The 19285-nt window shown below is 72.4% G+C and carries 19 protein-coding genes; 9 read left to right on the forward strand and 10 right to left on the reverse strand.

What is annotated here, in order from left to right; all coding sequences use genetic code 11:
• Nucleotides 1-96: 96 nt before the first annotated feature.
• Nucleotides 97-714: an FMN-dependent NADH-azoreductase gene (locus ACFWVC_RS34230; protein ID WP_384296684.1), complete on the reverse strand. Its 618-nt coding sequence runs from the start codon at nucleotides 712-714 to the stop codon at nucleotides 97-99.
• A gap of 129 nt (nucleotides 715-843) precedes the next feature.
• Between ACFWVC_RS34230 and ACFWVC_RS34235 the strand changes: the two genes are divergently transcribed.
• A complete protein-coding gene (locus ACFWVC_RS34235) occupies nucleotides 844-1230 on the forward strand; it encodes a winged helix-turn-helix transcriptional regulator (RefSeq protein ID WP_384296685.1) in 387 nt (128 codons plus the stop codon).
• 77 nt (nucleotides 1231-1307) lie between these two features.
• Here the strand turns inward: ACFWVC_RS34235 and ACFWVC_RS34240 are convergent, their stop codons facing one another.
• Nucleotides 1308-3812: a SpoIIE family protein phosphatase gene (locus ACFWVC_RS34240; RefSeq protein WP_384296686.1), complete on the reverse strand. Its 2505-nt coding sequence runs from the start codon at nucleotides 3810-3812 to the stop codon at nucleotides 1308-1310.
• A 166-nt stretch (nucleotides 3813-3978) separates the two neighbouring features.
• Between ACFWVC_RS34240 and ACFWVC_RS34245 the strand changes: the two genes are divergently transcribed.
• The 3 genes from ACFWVC_RS34245 to ACFWVC_RS34255 all read left to right on the forward strand — a co-directional run bounded on the left by ACFWVC_RS34245 (nucleotide 3979) and on the right by ACFWVC_RS34255 (nucleotide 6919).
• On the forward strand, nucleotides 3979-5481 hold the full coding sequence (locus ACFWVC_RS34245) for a DUF2252 domain-containing protein (RefSeq protein WP_384296687.1): 1503 nt from the start codon (nucleotides 3979-3981) through the stop codon (nucleotides 5479-5481).
• A gap of 246 nt (nucleotides 5482-5727) precedes the next feature.
• On the forward strand, nucleotides 5728-6537 hold the full coding sequence (locus tag ACFWVC_RS34250; RefSeq protein WP_384296688.1) for a hypothetical protein: 810 nt from the start codon (nucleotides 5728-5730) through the stop codon (nucleotides 6535-6537).
• Between the two features lie 49 nt (nucleotides 6538-6586).
• Nucleotides 6587-6919 carry a rhodanese-like domain-containing protein gene (locus ACFWVC_RS34255; protein WP_384296689.1) on the forward strand — a complete coding sequence of 111 codons (333 nt, stop codon included), beginning with the start codon at nucleotides 6587-6589 and terminating at the stop codon, nucleotides 6917-6919.
• A 75-nt stretch (nucleotides 6920-6994) separates the two neighbouring features.
• On the opposite strand, the gene ACFWVC_RS34260 is transcribed toward ACFWVC_RS34255, so the two are convergent.
• The 5 genes from ACFWVC_RS34260 to paaA are packed head-to-tail and all read right to left on the reverse strand — an operon-like array spanning nucleotide 6995 to nucleotide 10585.
• Complete coding sequence (locus ACFWVC_RS34260; protein ID WP_384296690.1) at nucleotides 6995-8074, reverse strand: 2Fe-2S iron-sulfur cluster-binding protein; 1080 nt, start codon at nucleotides 8072-8074, stop codon at nucleotides 6995-6997.
• Nucleotides 8075-8578 (reverse strand): 1,2-phenylacetyl-CoA epoxidase subunit PaaD, encoded by a 504-nt coding sequence (gene paaD, locus ACFWVC_RS34265; RefSeq protein WP_384296691.1) that lies wholly within the window; start codon nucleotides 8576-8578, stop codon nucleotides 8075-8077. It abuts the gene before it with no gap.
• Nucleotides 8572-9288: a 1,2-phenylacetyl-CoA epoxidase subunit PaaC gene (paaC, locus tag ACFWVC_RS34270; RefSeq protein ID WP_384296692.1), complete on the reverse strand. Its 717-nt coding sequence runs from the start codon at nucleotides 9286-9288 to the stop codon at nucleotides 8572-8574. The genes paaD and paaC overlap by 7 nt, the downstream gene beginning before the upstream one ends.
• A complete protein-coding gene (gene paaB, locus ACFWVC_RS34275; protein WP_384296693.1) occupies nucleotides 9285-9578 on the reverse strand; it encodes a 1,2-phenylacetyl-CoA epoxidase subunit PaaB in 294 nt (97 codons plus the stop codon). Before paaB ends, paaC begins: the two co-directional genes overlap by 4 nt.
• Nucleotides 9575-10585: a 1,2-phenylacetyl-CoA epoxidase subunit PaaA gene (gene paaA / locus ACFWVC_RS34280; protein ID WP_384296694.1), complete on the reverse strand. Its 1011-nt coding sequence runs from the start codon at nucleotides 10583-10585 to the stop codon at nucleotides 9575-9577. The genes paaB and paaA overlap by 4 nt, the downstream gene beginning before the upstream one ends.
• A 306-nt stretch (nucleotides 10586-10891) precedes the next feature.
• On the opposite strand from paaA, the gene ACFWVC_RS34285 reads away from it, so the two are divergent.
• Together ACFWVC_RS34285 and ACFWVC_RS34290 are read left to right on the forward strand one after the other, a co-directional pair.
• Nucleotides 10892-11572 (forward strand): DUF5819 family protein, encoded by a 681-nt coding sequence (locus ACFWVC_RS34285; RefSeq protein ID WP_384296695.1) that lies wholly within the window; start codon nucleotides 10892-10894, stop codon nucleotides 11570-11572.
• Nucleotides 11569-12936 (forward strand): HTTM domain-containing protein, encoded by a 1368-nt coding sequence (locus ACFWVC_RS34290; RefSeq protein ID WP_384296696.1) that lies wholly within the window; start codon nucleotides 11569-11571, stop codon nucleotides 12934-12936. Before ACFWVC_RS34285 ends, ACFWVC_RS34290 begins: the two co-directional genes overlap by 4 nt.
• Here the strand turns inward: ACFWVC_RS34290 and ACFWVC_RS34295 are convergent.
• Together ACFWVC_RS34295 and paaN are read right to left on the reverse strand one after the other, a co-directional pair.
• Entirely contained in the window at nucleotides 12917-13723 is an 807-nt protein-coding gene (locus ACFWVC_RS34295) for a TrmH family RNA methyltransferase (RefSeq protein WP_384296697.1), read from the reverse strand. The two genes, ACFWVC_RS34290 and ACFWVC_RS34295, sit on opposite strands and share 20 nt — an antisense overlap.
• Before the next feature lie 160 nt (nucleotides 13724-13883).
• Complete coding sequence (paaN, locus tag ACFWVC_RS34300; protein ID WP_384296698.1) at nucleotides 13884-15560, reverse strand: phenylacetic acid degradation protein PaaN; 1677 nt, start codon at nucleotides 15558-15560, stop codon at nucleotides 13884-13886.
• 134 nt (nucleotides 15561-15694) lie between these two features.
• On the opposite strand from paaN, the gene ACFWVC_RS34305 reads away from it, so the two are divergent.
• From ACFWVC_RS34305 to ACFWVC_RS34315, 3 genes are read left to right on the forward strand one after another with little or no spacing between them, the layout of a single operon-like run.
• Nucleotides 15695-17230, forward strand: a complete 1536-nt coding sequence (locus ACFWVC_RS34305) for a 3-hydroxyacyl-CoA dehydrogenase (RefSeq protein ID WP_384296699.1) — start codon at nucleotides 15695-15697, stop codon at nucleotides 17228-17230.
• A 2-nt stretch (nucleotides 17231-17232) separates the two neighbouring features.
• Nucleotides 17233-17886 carry a TetR/AcrR family transcriptional regulator gene (locus tag ACFWVC_RS34310; RefSeq protein ID WP_384296700.1) on the forward strand — a complete coding sequence of 218 codons (654 nt, stop codon included), beginning with the start codon at nucleotides 17233-17235 and terminating at the stop codon, nucleotides 17884-17886.
• A 33-nt stretch (nucleotides 17887-17919) separates the two neighbouring features.
• Nucleotides 17920-18657 carry an alpha/beta hydrolase family protein gene (locus ACFWVC_RS34315; RefSeq protein WP_384296701.1) on the forward strand — a complete coding sequence of 246 codons (738 nt, stop codon included), beginning with the start codon at nucleotides 17920-17922 and terminating at the stop codon, nucleotides 18655-18657.
• Here ACFWVC_RS34315 and ACFWVC_RS34320 read toward each other — a convergent pair.
• On the reverse strand, nucleotides 18654-19205 hold the full coding sequence (locus ACFWVC_RS34320; RefSeq protein WP_384296702.1) for an Lrp/AsnC family transcriptional regulator: 552 nt from the start codon (nucleotides 19203-19205) through the stop codon (nucleotides 18654-18656). The two genes, ACFWVC_RS34315 and ACFWVC_RS34320, sit on opposite strands and share 4 nt — an antisense overlap.
• Nucleotides 19206-19285: the final 80 nt, after the last annotated feature.

The following is a 19285-nucleotide window of genomic DNA, read 5'->3' on the forward strand; positions in this document are numbered from 1 at the left end:
AGTGGCATCTGCCACGCGGCCCTTCGCCGTGTCGGGGGTACCGCGGCTCGGGGGTGCCGCGGCCGGATCGGGGTGCCGCTGCCGGGCGGCGACGCCTCAGGCGGCGATGCGGGAGGCGAGTTCCTTGGCCCTGGCGGTGGCCTGCTCGTGGGCGGTGGCCTTGGAGGCGTCGGAGAGGTCGACCAGGCCGGCCATCGCGGGCACCACGCGGGCCAGCGTCAGCTCCGGAACGATGAAGTGCAGTTCCTTGATGCCGAGGCCCCCGGTGAGCACCTTCTCCAGGTAGTTGGTGACGAACTCGAAGTCGGCGCGCGGGGTGCCCGGGCCGTAACCGCCGCCGCGGCTGGCGACGACCACCACCGGGGTGTCGGCGGCGGAGGGCTGCTCACCCGCGGTGCGGCCCAGGATGATCACCTGGTCCAGCCAGGCCTTCAGGGTCGACGGGATTGTGTAGTTGTACATCGGCGCGCTGATCAGCACGGCGTCTGCGCGCTCCAGTTCGTCGGCGAGCTCGCCTCGGACCGGGTGCTCGGCGCCCGCGGTGTAGGCGGCGGCGTCGATGTGCGGCACGGGTTCGGCGGAGAGGTCCCGGTAGATGACCTCGCCGTCGGGGTGCTGGCTCTCCCACTCCTTGCGGAAGGTGGCGGCGACGTTGCGGGAGGTCGAGCCCTCGGCGGGCCAGATGGACGAGTCGATGTGCAGCAGCGTGGGCATGGGGGTGCTCGCTTCCTTTAACTTCGCTTTGAACGAAAAATTCGCAGCTGTGTCTTCGTGCGTAGCTATTGCTATCACAGGAGCTTACTTTTCTGCAGCCGCTAGTGACAAGGACGGTATCCTGGTGGCATGGCACAGGGGATCGAGCAGGCCGACCATCCGCCGGAGCAGTGCGCACGCGTCGACGGCGGTCTGACGCGCGTGTTCGGGCTTCTCGGCAAGCGCTGGACCGGCCTGATCGTGGCGGTCCTCACACAGCGGCCGGCCTACTTCGCCGAGTTGCGCCGGGCCATCCCCGGCATCAGCGAGCGCATGCTCTCCGACCGGCTCACGGAACTGGCCGAGGCCGGGCTGCTGGTCCGCGAGGTGGATTCAGGGCCCCCGCTGCGGGTCAGCTACCGGCTGACCGAGGCGGGCGAGGCCCTCGGCCCGGCGCTGGGTGAACTCGGTCGCTGGGCCGAGCGCCACCTGCCCGGCGAGAACCCCTGCGGCGAGGTCGGATCCGGCGCCTGCTGATCGTCGTAGGCCTGGATCCGGGCAGGTCGGCGGCCGTTCAGGCGGCCGGCGGTCCCTTCAGGAGAGCAGTGGCCCGTTCAGGAGGGCAGCGGCAACTCGAACCAGACGACCTTGCCGACGGCCTTGCGGCTGGTACCCCAGCGCCGTGAGAGGTTGCTCACCAGGGCCAGCCCACGGCCCTCCTCGTCGTCGGCGTCCGCGCGCCGCAGCTGCGGCAGGTTGTGGTCGTCGTCGCTCACCTCGACCAGCAGCTTGCCGACCCGCATCAACCGCAACGACACCTCGTGCGACGCGGCCCGCAGCGCATTGGTCACCAGCTCGCTCACCAGGAGTTCCGTCAGCTCGCCGAGCGCTTCCAGCCCCCAGTCCGCCAGCTGTGCGCGGGTGAGCGCCCGCGCCCTGCGGACGTCGGAGGGGTCCATCGACAGCCGCCACTCGGCGACGTCCTGGGACGGAATGCCCTGGAAGTTGGCGACCAGCAGGGCCACGTCGTCGCGCCGGTCGTCGGAGTGGACGCGGCTGAGAATCTGCTCGCAGACGTCCTCGGGGGTCTGCTGCGGCTCGATGACGTTGGCGCAGAGCGCCGCGAGTCCGGCGTCTATGCCCTGACCGCGCACCTCCACCAGGCCGTCGGTGCACAGCACCAGCCAGCTGCCGTCCGGGACCGGGATCTCCACCGTCTCGAACGGCACGCCGCCCACCCCGATCGGGGCGCCCTTGGGGATCTGCAGCAGTTCGCTGCGGCCGTCGTGCCGCGACAGCACCGGCGGGATGTGACCGGCGTTGGCGAGGGTCAGGGTGCGGTGGATCGGGTCGTAGACCGCGTACACGCAGGTCGCCAGGTGTTCGGCGCCCAGCCGGTGGGCGAGGTTGTCCAGGTGGCGCAGCAGCTGGGCGGGCGGCAGGTCGAGCGCGGCCATGGTGATCACCGAGGTCCGGAACTGGCCCATCACCGCGGCCGACAGCAGGCCGTGCCCCATCACGTCGCCGACGATCAGCGCGACCCGGCCGCCGGGCAGCTGGATGGCGTCGAACCAGTCGCCGCCCACCTGGGCCTGGCGGTCACCGGGCATGTAGCGGTGGGCGATCCGCACCCCGGGCAGCCGCGGCGGCCGGGTCGGCATCATGCTGCGCTGCAGCGTGGCCGCGGCCCGCGACTCCATCCGGTGCAGCCGGGCGTTGTCCAGGTGGACGGCACCGCGCGCGGCCACCTCGGAGGCCGTCGCCGCGTCCTTGGCGTCGAACGGGCGCCGGCCCGGATGCCGCAGGAAGCACATCCGGCCCAGCACCGTGCCGCGTGCCGTCAGCGGCACCACGATCATCGAGCGCTCCGGCAGCAGCGGCCCGAGCCCCGGTACTCCCAGGTCCAGGGCGATGTCGCGGGCGATCGCGGGGTCGATCACCGGCACGACCAGGGGCTCCCCGATGCGCGGGGTGCTGTCGGTGGGCAACGGGATCAACTCGCCCTCCGGCAGGGCGGCTGCCCACGAGCCGGGGGTCGTGGCGGTCTGGGCGACCGCCACCCGGCGGGCGATGATCGTGTCCCCGGCCCGGTCGTCCTTGGGCAGCTCCGTGTCGGAGAACAGCTGGTCGACGACGAGCACCGCCGCGAAGTCGGCGAACCGCGGCACCGTCACCCCGCACAGCTCTCGCGCCGTCGTCTCCAGGTCGAGGGTGGAACCGACCTTGGCACCGGTCTCGCGGAGCAGCGCCAGCTGCTCGTCCAGCACATGTCCGGGGGCGAGCGCGGGGGCGAGCGCCGTCGGTGACCCGTCGGTGCGCGGGCCGGGGAGCAGCTCGCGGTACGCCGGGCGGGTCGTCCGGGCCGTGCGGCCGGTGCCGGGGTTGGCGGGCGCCGCCCGCACCGCGCCGGCCTCGTACTCCTCGGGCAGGACGGGCAGCGGCAGCGTGCCGTCCACCTCCACCGCCGGGTATCCCAGCGGCACGATCTGCTGCATGATCCGCTCCAGCCGGCCCGCGCTGACCCGCGGCAGCACCGAGCCGAGCCGTCCCGCCAGGTGCGCGGCGTGCCCGGGGTCGGGGACCGGGGCGAGGCGGGCGGCGACCCGGACGCTTCCGCGCAGCGCCGAGTTGTCGGCGGTGTACGGCAGGAGGCGGTCGCCGAGCGCCAGACGCGGACCGGTGTCGCGCAGCGGCCGGGCGTTGGCGGCGATCAGCAGCAGGCTGCGGCCGGCCGGCTCCATGATCCGGTACGACCACCACATCACGTCCTTGACGGCGCCGTCGCGGTCGGTGGTGGGCAGGCTGCCCGCCCACGCGGGCTCCGTGAGGTCGTCCAGCAGCTCCAGGACGTCCTGCCCGCCGGCCGTGGACCGGCCGGGGCGTCCGGGGGCTCCGGAGGCGCCGGGTGGTCCGGACGTACCGGCGGCATGCGGCAGCACACCGGTCGACGGGCGGCCGAAGACGCCTTCCCAGCGGTGCCCGAACAGCTCTTCGGCGCCGCGGTTCCAGTACGAGATGTCGCCGTCCGGGTCGATGCACACGACGGCGAGGCGCAGCAGCGCGGAGACACCGGTGGCCGCGAGCGCGGTGGTGGTGGCGGGGGCAGGGAGCCTGGTCATCTCATCCAACGTCGGGTACCTGCGGTTCGGCTGCGGTTCGGCGCGGAAGGCTGAAGCGGGAGGTTGAAGGATCATCAGGGTCGGATCGTCTGTGTTCAGGCAAGCATGAAACAACGGACGCGGTCCGGTAAATGGCTAGATTGCCCCCAGGAGTGACCAACCGGGCATGGCCCGAAGGGTGGACCGGCGGGGGCCGCAGGTGTGGTCCGGCAGATGTGGTCCCGCAGGTGGGGGTCCCGCAGGTGTGGAGAGGCGCGTGGAGCAGGTGGAGCAGGTGGAGCACAGAATTCCGCACATCCCGGGATTCGCGCGGTGGCCGCACGACGGCGCGCCCAAGCAGGAGGGCCGGGCTCTGCGCCAGAGGGTGCCGCGGGAGGCGCACGCCGAGCTCGCGTCCGAGGACGGCCGGCAGGGAGCGGTGGACTCGGTGCTCGCCTCCGGCGAGGGACGCATCCCCGGGCTCGTGCCCTTGCGGGTGGGGCGGATGGCCGCCGGCCCCTTCGCGTTCCTGCGCGGCTCGGCCGGACTGATGGCCGGCGACCTGGCCGGCACCCCGGTCACCGGCATCGGCACCCAGATCTGCGGCGACGCCCACGCCGCCAACTTCGGCCTGTACGGCGACCACAGCGGCCGCCTGGTCATCGACATCAACGACTTCGACGAGACCGTGCACGGCCCCTGGGAGTGGGACGTCAAGCGGCTCGCCACCTCGCTGGTCCTCGCCGGGCGCGAGGCCGGCGCGGACGAGGACGTCTGCCGCAGCGCCGCCTTCGACGCGGTGGGCGCGTACCGGCGCACGATGCGGCTGCTGGCGAAACTGCCGGTGATGGAGGGCTGGCACGCGATCGCCGACGAGGAGCTGGTGACCCACGCCGACGCCCGCGATCTGGCCGGCACGCTGCGCCGGGTCGGCGAGAAGGCGCGGCGCAACACCAGCGCCAAGTTCGCCGCCCGGGCCACCGAGGCGGACGAGGGCGGCGGACGGCGCTTCGTCGACGCGCCCCCGGTGCTGCGCCGGGTGCCCGACGCGGAGGCGGCGGCCGTCGCGGGCGCCCTGTCCCTGGAGGGCTACCTGGCCACGGTCGGCGAGGACCGCCGGCCGCTGCTGTCCCGGTACGCGGTGCACGACGTGGCGTTCCGCGTGGTCGGGACGGGGAGCGTCGGCACCCGCTCATACGTGGTGCTGCTCCTGGACCACCACGGGGAGCCGCTGGTGCTCCAGGTGAAGGAGGCACGGCCGTCGGCGCTGTTGCCGCACCTGGCGCGGGCCGGCTTCGAGGCGCCCGCGGTCGAGCACGAGGGGCGGCGTGTGGTGCTGGGGCAGAAGCGGATGCAGGTCGTCAGCGACAGCCTGCTGGGGTGGGCGGACGTGGAGGGGCGGCCGTACCAGGTGCGGCAGTTCCGTAACCGCAAGGGCAGCGTCGACCCCGCGTCGCTGCGGGCCGGGCTGATCGACGACTACGCCCGGATGACCGGGGCCCTGCTGGCCCGGGCACACGCGCACAACGCCGACCCGCGGCTGATCGCGGCCTACTGCGGCAAGGGGGAGCAGCTGGACGAGGCGGTGGCGTCGTTCGCGGTCGCCTACGCGGACCGGACGGAGGCGGACCACGCGGAGCTTCTTGCGGCGGTGCGGGCGGGGCGGATCGAGGCGGAGACGGGCGTCTGAGGCGGGGCGTGAGGCGGGAGTCGAGGCGGGAGTCGAGGCGGGGCCGGTGGTGGGGAGCGCACGTGGGGCGGTCCAGGGGCGATTCAGGGGCGCGTACTCGGCGGGATATCGGCGGGGCGGCTGGGTGTGCCCGTGTGCGCGGGGCGCGCGCCGGAGCGCAGAGGAGCGCGCTGCCGGGGCACGCGGGGCGTGATCAGGCTCACGGACCTTGTGACCGGCACCCGTTCGGCCTCGTAGGCTGGACCGGTGAAGAAAACCTCCGGCACTGAAGCGACCACCGCCTCCTCCGATCCGCAGGACCGGCTGGCACAGGCCGTGCGGGCCGCCGAGCACGCACTGATCGAGTTCGAGATCGCGGTGGAGACCTTCCGGGTGGAGGTCGAGAACTTCTCCCGGCTGCACCACCAGAAGCTCGGGCCCATGTACGCCCGGCTCGACGAGCTCGACGCGCTGATCGCCGAGGCGGTCGCGGCCAAGAGCGGCGACCGGGAGGACATCCGCCGTGCCTCGGAGGCCCGGGCCCTCGTGATGCCCATGCCGGGGGTCGAGGAACTGTTCGGGGGGCTGCTCGACTCCGACGGCATCCGTCCCCCCGATGACCCCCACCCGCCGCGCCGCGTCCGGCCCGGCAAGGAGGCGCAGCGCCTGTACCGCGAACTCGTCCGCAAGGCCCACCCGGACCTGGCGCAGGACGCGGCGGAGCAGGAGCGCCGCAGTGAGTTCATCGCCCGGGTCAACGAGGCGTACGCCTACGCCGACGAGGAGCGCCTGCGCGAACTGGCGGCCGAGTGGGAGGCCGGTCCGGTGCCGGAGGAGGAGCAGCCCACCGAGGGCGAGGTCCTCTACGCCCGGCTGGAGTGGCTTGCGCAGCGCAAGGAGCAGCTCGCCGCGCTGGCGGCGGAGCTGGAGGAAAGCGCGATCGCGCAGATGATGAAGCTCTCGCCGGAGGACCCGGACAGCCTGCTGAACGAGATCGCCGAGAGCCTGCTCAACCAGGTCGCCAACCGCGAGGCGGAGCTGGCGAAGCTCGTCGGGTCCGACAAGGGCCCCGCATAGCGTCCGGGGTACGGTCGGACCCGAAGCCCTATCCGAAGGAGCCTTTTCCATGTTCAACGCCCAGCTGCCCGTGGTGGACCCCGCCCAGGTGCCGGCCGACGGTTACCTGCTGGACGTCCGGGAGCACGACGAGTGGGACGCCGGGCACGCCGAGCGCGCGGTGCACATCCCCATGGGCGAGGTCGTGGCCCGCCTCGCGGAGCTGCCGGAGGACCGTCGCGTGCACGTGGTGTGCCGGGTCGGCGGCCGTTCGGCGCAGGTCGCGCAGTATCTGATCGCGCAGGGGGTCGACGCGGTGAACGTCGACGGCGGCATGCTCGGCTGGGCGGCCGCGGGCCGTCCGCTGGTGGCGGACGGCGGCGACCAGGCCTACGTGCTCTGAGCCGGCGGCCGGGAGCCCCCGGCCCCGGAAGCCCTGGGAGCCCCGGGCCCTCGGTCCCCGTCCGGCCCGCGTCGGTCAGGCGTCGAAGTCGACCTCCACGGAGGCGGTGACCGGGTGCGACTGGCAGGCCAGCACGTATCCCGCCTCGATCTCCTCGGGCTCCAGGGCGAAGTTGCGATCCATCCGCACCTCTCCGGAGACCAGCCGGGACCGGCAGGTCCCGCACACCCCGCCCTTGCAGGCGTACGGGGCGTCGGCCCGGTTGCGCAGCACCGTCTCCAGCACCGACTCACCGCCCTGCGAGGACCAGCTGCCGGCCCGCCCGTCGAGGGTCGCCCGCACGGTGGCGCCCTCGTGGACACCGGCGGCAGCGGGGGCCACCGGTGCGGCGTCCACGTGGAAGATCTCCTCGTGGATCCGGCCGCGGACCACTCCGAGGCCGCGCAACGCGCGCTCGGCGCCCTGCACCAGCCCGTGGGGGCCGCACAGGAACCAGCCGTCGATCCGCTCGACCGGCAGCAGCGCCGGCAGCAGAGCGGTCAGCCGTGCCTCGTCGAGCCGGCCGGACGGCAGCCCGGCCTGCTGCTCCTCGCGGGAGAGCACGGTGACCAGCTGGAAGCGGTCCGGGTAACGGTCCTTCAGATCGGCGACCTCTTCGAGGAACATCGTGGACGCCGCGGTCCGGTCGCTGCGTATCAGGCAGAACCGGGCCTCCCGCTGACGGGCCAGCAGGGTGGAGACGATCGACAGCACGGGGGTGATCCCGCTGCCGCCGACCACCGCCGCGAAGTGCCCTGGGCGCGGGTGGAGTACGAAGCGCCCGGCCGGGCTCATCGCCTCCAGGACGTCGCCGACCGCCAGTTCCTTGTGGGCGAAGGTCGAGAACTCGCCCTCCTCCACGAGCCGCACGCCCACCCGCAGGGTGCGCGGCCGGGCCCCGTGCGGTGCGGGGTCGCACAGCGAGTACGTCCGCCGGATCTCGCGGCCGTCGGCCCTGCGACGCAGGGCGATGTGCTGGCCGGGGACGTAGCGGTAGATCTCGCCCAGTTCCTCGGGTACTTCAAGGGTGACGGCCACCGCGTCGTCCGTGAGCCGGTCGACCTCCGCCACCCGCAGCGGGTGGAAGGCGCCATGCGCCCCGGGGACGGGTGCCATCTACAGCTCCTTGAAGTGGTCGAACGGCTCGCGGCAGCTCTCGCAGCGGCGCAGGGCCTTGCACGAGGTGGAGGAGAAGCGGTTGAGCAGGACGGTGTCGAGGGAGCCGCAGTGCGGGCAGCGCACCGCGAGCTCCAGCGGTATCGGCCCGCTGCCGGGCGCGGCCGTCCGCGGGGGAGCGATGCCGTACTCGGCCAGCTTGCGGCGGCCCTCGACGGTGATCGCGTCGGTGGACCAGGGCGGCGAGAGCACCGTGCGCACCGACACCTCGGTCATGCCGCGCTCGCGCAGCACCTGCGTCACGTCCGCGGCCATGGTGTCCAGGGCGGGGCAGGCGGTGTAGGTGGGGGTGAGCTCGACCTCGACGCTGCCGGGGCCGGTGAGGTGCACATCCCGGAGGATGCCGAGGTCCTGGAGGGTGAGGACGGGCAGCTCGGGGTCGGGGACGGCGCCGACGGCCGCGCGCAGCTCCGCCTCCAGCGCGGTGAGGCCGGTGGTCACCATGTCGCCCCCGGGTGTGCGCGGTGGAGATGCTGCATCTCCGCGAGCATCCGACCGAACGGTTCGGTGTGGATGCCCTGCCGGCCGGCCCCGGCGGACCAGGGCGTCACGCTGGGGCCCTCGGGGAGGGTCAGCGTGGCACGCCTGAGGACGTCGGAGAGGGCGGCGAGCCAGGGCTCGCGCAGTTCCGGCAGGGCCACCGGCAGGCCCTCGACGGGCTGGAACATCTCGCCGGTGTAGCGCCACAGGCTGTCCAGGGCGCGCTGCATCCGCGTGTGGCTCTCGTCGGTGCCGTCGCCGAGACGCAGGGTCCACTGGACGGCGTGGTCGCGGTGGTAGGCGACCTCCTTGACGGCCTTGCCGGCGAGCGCGGCCAGGTCGGCCACCTCGGGACCGCCCTTGGCGCGGGCCAGTTCGCCGTACATCAGCTCCTGGTAGACGGAGAAGTAGAGCTGGCGGGCGATGGTGTGGGCGAAGTCGCCATTGGGCTGCTCGACGAGCTGGAGGTTGCGGAACTCCCGCTCCTCGCGGAGGTAGGCGAGTTCGTCCTCGTCGCCGGCGAGGGAGAGCAGGACGCGGGCCTGGCCCAGCAGGTCCAGGGCGATGTTGGCGAGGGCGACCTCTTCCTCCAGGACCGGGGCGTGCCCGGCCCACTCCCCCAGGCGCTGGGAGAGCACCAGCGCGTCGTCCCCCAGTACGAGTGCGGCCTTCACAGGTGCTGCACCCCCTCGGGGATCTCGTAGAAGGTCGGGTGCCGGTAGGGCTTGTCCGCGGACGGGGCGAAGAAGGGATCCTTCTCGTCGGGCGAGGAGGCGGTGATCTCGGTGGACGGGACCACCCAGATGGACACCCCCTCGCTGCGCCGGGTGTACAGATCGCGGGCCTGCCGCAGCGCCATGGTGGCGTCCGGGGCGTGCAGGCTGCCGGCGTGGGTGTGGCTCAGTCCGCGCCGACTGCGGACGAAGACCTCCCACAGCGGCCATTCCTGGGCGCTGGTCGTCATCGCTCTCCCCCTTCGTGCCCGGCCGTGTGACGGGCCGCGGCCGCTTGCTGTCCGGCCGCGTGGGCGGCGGCCGCCTCGCGGACCCAGGCGCCCTCTTCGTGGGCGGTGCGCCGCTGCGTAAGGCGCTGTTCGTTGCACGGCCCGTTGCCGCGCAGGACTTCCTGGAACTCGGTCCAGTCGATGGCTCCGTAGTCGTGGGAGCCGCGTTCCTCGTTCCACCGCAGGTCGGGGTCGGGGAGGGTGAGGCCGAGGATCTCGGCCTGGGGGACACAGATGTCCACGAAGCGCTGGCGCAGCTCGTCGTTGGAGTGCCGCTTGATCTTCCAGGTCGTGGACTGGGCGGAGTGGGCGGACTCACCGTCCGGCGGGCCGAACATCATCAGCGAGGGCCACCACCAGCGGTTGATGGCGTCCTGGGCCATGGCGTGCTGCTCGGCGGTCCCCTTGCTGAGGGCGAGCAGCAGCTCGTATCCCTGGCGCTGGTGGAAGGACTCCTCCTTGCAGATGCGGATCATGGCGCGCGCGTACGGGCCGTAGGAGCAGCGGCACAGCGGCACCTGGTTGGTGATCGCGGCGCCGTCGACGAGCCAGCCGATGGCGCCGACGTCGGCCCAGGTCAGCGTGGGGTAGTTGAAGATCGAGGAGTAGCGCTGGCGGCCGGCGTGGAGCTTGTCGAGCAGCTCGTCGCGGCTGACGCCGAGGGTTTCGGTCGCGCTGTAGAGGTAGAGGCCGTGGCCGGCCTCGTCCTGGACCTTGGCCATGAGGATGGCCTTGCGCCGCAGGGAGGGCGCACGGGTGATCCAGTTGGCCTCCGGCTGCATGCCGATGATCTCGGAGTGGGCGTGCTGCGCCATCTGCCGGACGAGCGTGGCCCGGTAGGCGTCCGGCATCCAGTCGCGAGGCTCGATCCTCGCGTCGGCGGCGACCGCCGCGTCGAATGCGGCGAGGAGTCCGGATTCCGTTTCCACGGTCTCCGTGCTCTCCCCGGCCGCGGCCGCTGTCGTCATGCGTGCCCCTTCCCTCCCGACCGACCGATCGTTCGGTTCAATGGTCGGGGGTGCCCGGGAGGGTGTCAAGACCGGGCGGGACCTGTGGAAAACTGCGCGCGAGGCGCCGCCGCCGGCTGCCGTGGCGCTCCGCGAGGCCGTGCGGAAGCCGTCACGTCGGCCGGCTAAGACCGGGATGGCTGTACCGCCGCCGTGTGGCATGAGTACCGTTCCGTGCTGAGTGAACCGAGCGGGACGCCGGACACACCCGATGCGCCGGATGCGCCGGACATGTGGGAAACACGGGGAACAGGAGCGAGAGTCACCATGGAGCCACCCGAAGGGGCCGAGGGAGCGACCGGGATATTCGCGTTGTCGCGATCCTCCCGGATCGCGGTCGCGCTGGCGCTGGCCGTGGCGGTGGTCGGGGTCGCGGTGCACCTCCTCATGGTGTTCCTGCACGTCGCCCCGGCGAACACGCTCTCCAAGCAGCACGGAGACCTGGTCGGCGACTACGTCTACCCCGAGTTCGAGCAGAACTGGAAGCTCTTCGCGCCCAACCCCCTCCAGCAGAACATCCACGTCTGGGCACGCGCCGAGGTCCGGGGGCCCGACGCCCGTCAGGAGACCACCGGCTGGGTCGACCTCACGGCCATGGACATCGCCGCCATCCGGCACAACATCGCCCCGAGTCACACCGAGCAGAACGAGCTGCGCCGGGCCTGGACCTTCTACAGCAGCACGCACGGCGATCAGAACAAGCCGATCGGCCTGCGCGGCGACCTCAGCCGGGAGTATCTGCAGCGGATCGTGGAACGGCGGTTCGGCCCCCGGCTCAACGGCGGTGACGTGGAGCGGGTCCAGGTGCGCACCGGCACGACGGCGGTGGCGGCACCGGTCTGGAGCCCCGAGAACACCGATACACGCACCAGCTTCCAGGTACTCCCGTGGTGGAACGTCACTCCGCAGAGCCAGTCAGCCGCCGTGGGGCAGGAGAACGCGTCGTGACCGAGCCCCTGAACGCTTCGAACGACTCCGCTCCCGCCGCCGGGCCCGCCCCGGTGGTGGCTCCGGCTGCGGCTGCGGCCGCATCCAAGGTTCCGTCCGTGGTTCCCTCGCCCTTCACGGGTCTGGCCACCGCCGCCGACCGCAGCCTGACGCGTGCCCTCGTCCGCGTCACCGGCACCGCCATCGGCCCCTACCAGAGCGCCGTCGTCCGGATCGGCATCTCGCTGACCTGGCTGCTCTTCCTGCTCCGCGAGTTCCCGCACCGCCACGAGCTCTACGGGCCGGACGGCGTGTGGGGATTTGGCCTGGCGAGCCGGCTCATCGCGGACAACCACGCTTTCACCGTCCTGATGTGGAGCGACGGCGGGCTCTGGTTCGAGTTCGTCTACGCCGCTGCCATTGGGGCGAGCGCCATGCTGCTGCTGGGCTGGCGCACCCGGACCGCCTCGCTGCTGTTCATGGTCGGTGTGCTGTCGCTGCAGAACCGCAGCGTGTTCATGGGGGACGGCGGCGACAACGTCGTCCACCTGATGGCGATCTACCTGGTCTTCACCCGCTGCGGCCAGGTGTGGTCACTGGACGCCCGCCGTCGTGCGCGGAGCCGCGACGGGCAGGACGGCGAGGCCACCGGGATCGCCCTGTGGGTCGCCCTGGGACTGTTCCTCTTGGTCGCCCAGCTGCTCGGCCGTACCGGCCTGACCTGGACCGACGGAATGCTGCCGTGGCTCGGCTGGACGCCGTTCCTGTGGGGCGTCCTGCTGCTGCAGGCGGCGTGGTGGGTGGTGCGCCGCTATGCGCCCGGCGAGCCCCGCACTCTTCTGGACGTGTTCGCCAACATCACGCACAACGCGGCGATGCTGGTGATCGTCGCCGAGGTGTGCCTGATCTACGCGACCGCCGGCTGGTACAAGATCCAGGGGTCGCGCTGGCAGGACGGCACCGCGCTGTACTACCCGCTCCACCTGGAGGACTTCAGCCCGTGGCCGGAGCTGTCGCACGCCTTGGCGAGCAGCGGCCTGATGGTCATGGTGATCACCTACGGAACGGTGATCGTCCAGGTCGCCTTCCCCTTCACGCTCTTCAACCGCCGTGTGAAGAACGTGCTGCTCGCGCTGATGATCGTCGAGCACGCCTCGATCGCCCTCGTCCTCGGCCTGCCGTTCTTCTCGATGGCGATGATCGCGGCCGACGCGGTCTTCCTCCCCACGGGTTTCCTGCGCTGGGCGGGCGACCGCCTGGGCCGGCTGGCGCGCCGCGGACCGGCCGGCCGCGGTGACGCCGACGAGCGACCCGTGGTGCCGCGCCCCGGCCGCGGGCGGGCGGAGCCGGGCGCGGAGCCCGCGCCTACGGACCTGTCGGTGTGACGCCGGCCTCGGCCGCGGCGAAGGCCGTGTCCGGCAGCCAGTGGAACAGGGCCATGCCGACCGTGGTCGCGAGGTTGAAGCTGGAGACCTGGGGGCGCATGGGTACGGCCAGCAGCCGGGTGGCCCGGGCCCGCAGGCCGGGCGAGATCCCGTGCCGCTCCGAGCCGAAGGCCAGCAGCGCGTCGTCGGGGAGGGTCACACGGCGGATGTCGTCGCCCTCGGGGTCCAGCGCGTAGAGCGGACCCGGGGGCAGCGCGTCGAGCGTCAGGCGCTCCACCGCGGTCGCGTAGTGCAGTCCGGCCCCGGCCCGGACGACGTTCGGGTGCCAGGGGTCCAGGTCGTCGGGGCCGCCGACCGTGACGACACCGGTGGCGCCGAAGCCGGCCGCGAGGCGGATGACGGCGCCGACGTTGCCGAGGTTGCGCGGGTCGTCGAGGACGACGACGGGCGCTCGGCGGGGCCGCTCGGACAGGACGCGCAGATTCGCCTCCCGGCCGGGGCGCGAGGCGAGGGCCGCGATGCCCGTCGGGTGGATCCGGGGCACCAGTTCGCGCAGGGCGGCGTCCGGGACCTCGACGGCCAGGGTGTCGACGGCCGCGGCGACGTCCTCGGCCAGATCGGCCGCCAGGGCCAGGATCGCGGCCTTGTCGGACGTGAGCACGGTGTGGATCCCGGCCCCGAAGCGCAGCGCGTGTTTCAGCGCGTGGAAGCCGTCCAGCAGGACGGCGCCGGGTGCGGCCTCCCGCCATTCCCGGGTGATCCGCCGGGTGTCGTCCGTGCTGCTCATGGCCTCACCCTATGGGCAGCGCCCCGCCGACGACCGCGTCAGGACCTTGCGCACCGAGCGCGGATGAAGGCGCGGGCGAACGCGCGTGAACACGTACAAAGGAGCCCCGTCCGGAGGGACAGGGCTCCTCCGGACGGGGCGGTGGTGAGGGGCTCGCGGATCAGGCGGGGCGGCGGACCTCGATGACCCGGAAGCGGTTCGCGACGAAGGCTCCGTCGCACAGCGCGGCATTTGCAGCCGGGTTGCCGCCCGAGCCGTGGAAGTCGGAGAACGCGGCCGTCTGGTTGACGTACACCCCGCCGGTCAGGTTGAGGGAGAGCTGGGCGGCCTCCTCGAGGCAGACCTCCTCGGCCTTCCGCTCCACCTCGGGGGAGGTCGTGTACGCGCCGACCGTCATCGCGCCCTTCTCACGCACCGTGCGGCGCAGGAGATCCAGCGCGTCGTCCGTGGAGTCCACGGCCACGGCGAAGGACACCGGGCCGAAGCACTCCGACATGTAGGCGGCCTCGTCGTCCGGCTTGGCGCCGTCCAGTTTGACCATCAGCGGGGTGCGGACCACGGCGCCGGGGAACTCGGGGTTGGCGACCTCGCGCGAGGCGAGCGCGACCTCGCCGAGGGAGGCGGCGGCCTCCAGCCGGGCCTTCACATCGGGGTTGACCAGGGCGCCGAGCAGGGCGTTGGCGCGGGCGTCGTCGCCGAGCAGACCGCTCACGGCCGCCGCGAGGTCGGCCGTCACCTCGTCGAAGCTCTTGTGCCCTGCGTCGGTCGCGACGCCGTCACGGGGGATGAGGAAGTTCTGCGGGGTGGTGCACATCTGACCGCTGTAGAGCGACAGCGAGAAGGCCAGGTTGGACAGCAGGCCCTTGTAGTCGTCCGTGGAGTCGATCAGGACGGTGTTGACGCCGGCCTTCTCCGTGTAGACCTGCGCCTGGCGGGCGTTGGCCTCCAGCCAGTCGCCGAAGGCGGTGGAGCCGGTGTAGTCGATGATGCGGATCTCCGGCCGCAGGGCCAGTGTCTTGGCCAGGCCCTCGCCGGGGCGCTCGGCCGCCAGGCACACCAGGTTGGGGTCGAACCCGGTCTCGGCGAGCACCTCGCGCGCGATGCGCACGGTCAGCGCGAGCGGCAGCACGGCCCGCGGGTGCGGCTTGACCAGGACGGGGTTGCCGGTGGCCAGGGAGGCGAACAGGCCCGGGTAGCCGTTCCACGTCGGGAAGGTGTTGCAGCCGATCACCAGCGCGACGCCGCGCGGCACCGCGGTGAAGGCCTTGCGCAGGACCAGCGGGTCCCGCTTGCCCTGCGGCTTGGTCCACTCGGCCGCGCCCGGGGTGCGCACCTGCTCCGCGTAGGCGTACGTGACGGCTTCCAGGCCGCGGTCCTGGGCGTGGGGGCCACCGGCCTGGAAGGCCATCATGAAGGCCTGGCCGGAGGTGTGCATGACCGCGTGGGCCATCTCTGTGGTGCGCGCGTTGATCCGCGCCAGGATCTCCAGGCAGACCAGGGCGCGCGTCTCGGGGCCCGCCTCGCGCCAGGCCGGCATGGCGGCCCGCATCGCGGGGAGCAGCGCGTCCACGTCGGGATGCGGGTACTCCACGCCGAGCTCGATGCCGTACGGGGAGACCTCGCAGCCGGTCCAGCCGTCGGTGCCGGGCTGCCCCAGGTCGAAGCGGGTGCCGTGGAGGGCGTCGAACGCGGCCTTGCCGGTCTCGGCGTCGGCGTATGCCTTGGGGTGCTCGGGGTACGGAGACCAGTACTCGCGAGTACGGATTGCCTCGAGGGCCTTGTCGAGCGTCTCGCGATGCTTTTCGATCAGCGGGACAGCGGTGAGAACGGCAGCCATGGGGGCCAACTCCTCGTCGAGCTGGTGCTACGGGTGGGCAGGGTGCTGGCAACACGGCTAGATTAACCGAATGTTCGGTCGGGACAAGGGGGCCTGCCGAAGCTGTGGACAAGTGGCGAGGAGCAGAGGCGACGATGAGCGCTCTTGACCGATCCAGCACGATCGCGGTTGTCGGCACGGGCACCATGGGTCAGGGAATCGCCCAGGTCGCGCTGGTCGCGGGCCACCCGGTGCGGCTCTACGACGCCGGGCCGGGGCGCGCCGAGCAGGCCGAGCGGGCAATCGCGGAGCGGCTGGACCGGCTGGTGGAGAAGGGCCGTATGACCGCCGGGGAGCGCGACGCGGCGCGCGGGCGACTGGCCGCCGCGTCGGCGATCGAGGATCTGGCGGGCGTGTCGCTGGTCGTCGAGGCGATCCTTGAGGAGCTCGGCGCCAAGCAGCAGCTCTTCACCGCGCTGGAGAGCGTGGTCGCCGAGGACTGCCTGCTGGCCACCAACACCTCCTCCCTGTCGGTCACCGCCGTGGGGGGCGCCCTGCGCCTGCCGGGCCGCCTGGTGGGCCTGCACTTCTTCAACCCCGCTCCGCTGCTTCCCCTGGTGGAGGTGGTCTCCGGCGCCGCCACCGACGAGGCGGCCGCCCAGGTCGCGTACGACACCGCCGCCGCCTGGGGCAAGACGCCCGTGCGCTGCACCGACACCCCCGGTTTCATCGTCAACCGCGTGGCGCGCCCCTTCTACGCCGAGGCGTTCCGCCTGTACGAGGAGCGGGTCGCGGACCCGGCCACCATCGACGCGGTGCTGCGGGAGAGCGGCGGCTTCCGCATGGGGCCCTTCGAACTGACCGACCTGATCGGCCAGGACGTGAACGAGGCCGTCACGCGGTCGGTGTGGGATTCCTTCTTCCAGGACCCGAAGTTCACCCCGTCCCTCGCGCAGCGCCGCCTGGTGGAGTCCGGGCGGCTGGGGCGCAAGGCGGGGCACGGCTGGTACGACCACACCCCGGGTGCGCCGCTGCCCGTGCCTCACACGGCGGGGCCCGAGAAGCCGCCGTCCAAGGTGACCGTGCGCATGAGCGCGTCCGGGCCGGCAGGTGTGCTGCCCGAACTGATCGCCGAGGCGGGCATCGAGGTGGTGGCCGGGGACTTCTTCGACCCCTTCGACGCCTACGTGGAGCTGCCCGGGGGCGGGCAGCTCTACCTCGCCAACGGCATCCCGGCCACGCCGGACCCCAACGACGGGGACCGCCCCGGCGACTGGGTGCAGTTCGACCTGGCGCTGGACTACCGCGCCGCCACCCGGATCGCCCTCGCCCCGGCAGACACGGCCCGGCCGGAGACGGTGCAGGCAGCGATCGGGCTCTTCCAGGCGCTGGGCAAGAAGGTGAGCGTCATCGACGACGCACCGGGCATGATCGTCAGCCGTACCGTGGCGATGCTCGTGGACTTCGCCGCGGACGCGGTCGCCCGCGGGGTCGCGTCGCCGCAGGACATCGACGCCGCCATGCGGATGGGTGTGAACTACCCGCGCGGGCCGCTGGCATGGGGGGACGAACTGGGCCCGGCGTGGGTCGTCGAGGTGCTGCGCGGTCTGGACGAGGCCTGTCCCACCGGCCGTTACGCGCCGTCCCGCCTGCTGGTCCGCCGCGCGGCCGCAGAGAGGGGACTGCTCTAATCATGACCATGGCACAGCGCGACACCCCTGCCCCCAAGCGGGACACGTACACCCCGGACTCGCTGCTCGCCGTCGCCGTGCAGATCTTCAACGAGCGCGGCTACGACGGCACCTCCATGGAGCATCTGTCGCAGGCCGCCGGCATCTCCAAGTCCTCCATCTACCACCATGTGCGGGGCAAGGAGGAGCTGTTGCAGCGGGCCGTCGGGCGGGCCCTGGACGGTCTGTTCGGCATCCTGGAGGAGCCGGAGGCGCGGCGCGGGCGCGCTGTCGAGCGCCTGGAGTACGTCACGCGGCGCACCACCGAGGTGCTGATGGCGGAACTGCCCTACGTCACGCTGCTGCTGCGGGTGCGCGGCAACACCAAGACCGAGCGCTGGGCCATGGAGCGCCGCCGGGAGTTCGACCACCGGGTCGCCGATCTGCTGAAGTCCGCGGTGTCGGAAGGCGACCTGCGGGCGGACGTGGCGCCCAGGCTCGCCACCAGGCTGCTCTTCGGAATGATCAACTCCCTGGTCGAGTGGTACCGGCCGCATGTGCCCGGTGCCGGGGGCGTGGCGGACGCGGGGGCTCCGGCGGAGGCGGCGGAGCAGGAGGACGCGGCGGTGGTGGACGCCGTGGTGCGGCTGGCGTTCGACGGGCTGCGGATATCTTGACGTTGGTCTAGTCCAACCCTCACGCTCGGGGCCATGTCATTCATGGTGCGTGTCCGGGTGTGCGCCCCGTTGGCCGCCGTCCTGCTGCTCGCGGGGTGCGGGGGCGGGGGCGACGGGAAGGCCGCCGCCGAGGCCACGCCGCCGGAGGACTTCGGGTGCCTCACCGAAGCCCAGGCGAAGTCCGGGAGCACCTCCTACGACGACACCGAGGGCAACCCGGTGGACGCCTGGCTCGGCGGCAAGGGCGACGCGGCCGTGCTGCTGATGCACCAGTCGGACGGCGACCTGTGCCAGTGGATGCCGCAGGCGGACATCCTGGCCAAGGACGGCTATCGCGTCCTGGTCGTCGACTCCAACGGGAGCGAGGTGCCCGAGGTCGTCGCCGGGGTGAAGCTGCTGCGCGCCAAGGGCGCCGGGCACGTGCTGCTCATGGGGGCGTCCAAGGGCGGCACGGGCGTCCTGGCGGGGGCCGTGGAGGTGAGCCCGCCGGTCGACGCCGTGGTCTCGCTGTCGGCTCCCGAGTACTACGGGGTGACGGACGCCGCCGCGGCCGTACCCCGTCTGACGGCGCCGGTGCTCTACATGGCCGCGGCCGGCGACACCGAGTTCGCCGAGGCCGGCAAGGCCCTGCACAAGGCGACGAAGAAGGCTCCGGAGAACCGCCTGGAGATCGTCAGCGGCCCCATGCACGGGGTGGGCATGTTCACCTCTGACGCCAACTGGGCCACGGTCACGGACTTCCTGGCGAAGTACGCGGGCGGCGCCGGCTAGTCGGTCAGTACGCGGTCGGTCTCCTCGAACACCAGCAGGGTGCGGCTGCTGAGTACCTCCGGCACCGCCTGGATCCGGGTGAGCACCAGCTCGCGCAGGCTGCGGTTGTCCGGGGTGTGCACGAGCATCAGCACGTCGAAGTCCCCGCTGACCAGGGCGATGTGCGCCACCCCCGGCAGCTCCAGCAGTTTCTCGCGCACGGTGCGCCAGGAATTCTGGACGATCTTCAATGTGATGTACGCGGACGCCCCCTGACCTGCCCGCTCGTGGTCGACACGGGCGGTGAAGCCGCGGATGACGCCGTCCTCGATGAGCCGGTTGATACGGGCGTACGCGTTCGCGCGCGACACGTGGACCCGTTCGGCGACCGACCGTATCGACGCCCGGCCGTCCTCCTGCAGGTAGCGCAGGATCGCGCGGTCGATCGCGTCCAGCGGCCGGACCGCCGCGGCGGGGTCGGCCGCCGCGGCTGCCGCAGCCGCCTGGCCTTCGGGGGAGGTCCCCCGAGAAATTTGGGAATCCGTCACGCCCCCGAGCCTCCCTACCATGGACGTACTGGCTCCATCTCAGGCTGTGCAGAACCGTTTGTCCACAGGCGGAACACACCTGTAGCCAAAATGCCTCCGGC

The sequence above is a fragment of the Streptomyces sp. NPDC058691 genome (genome assembly GCF_042714775.1).
Taxonomy (GTDB): domain Bacteria; phylum Actinomycetota; class Actinomycetes; order Streptomycetales; family Streptomycetaceae; genus Actinacidiphila.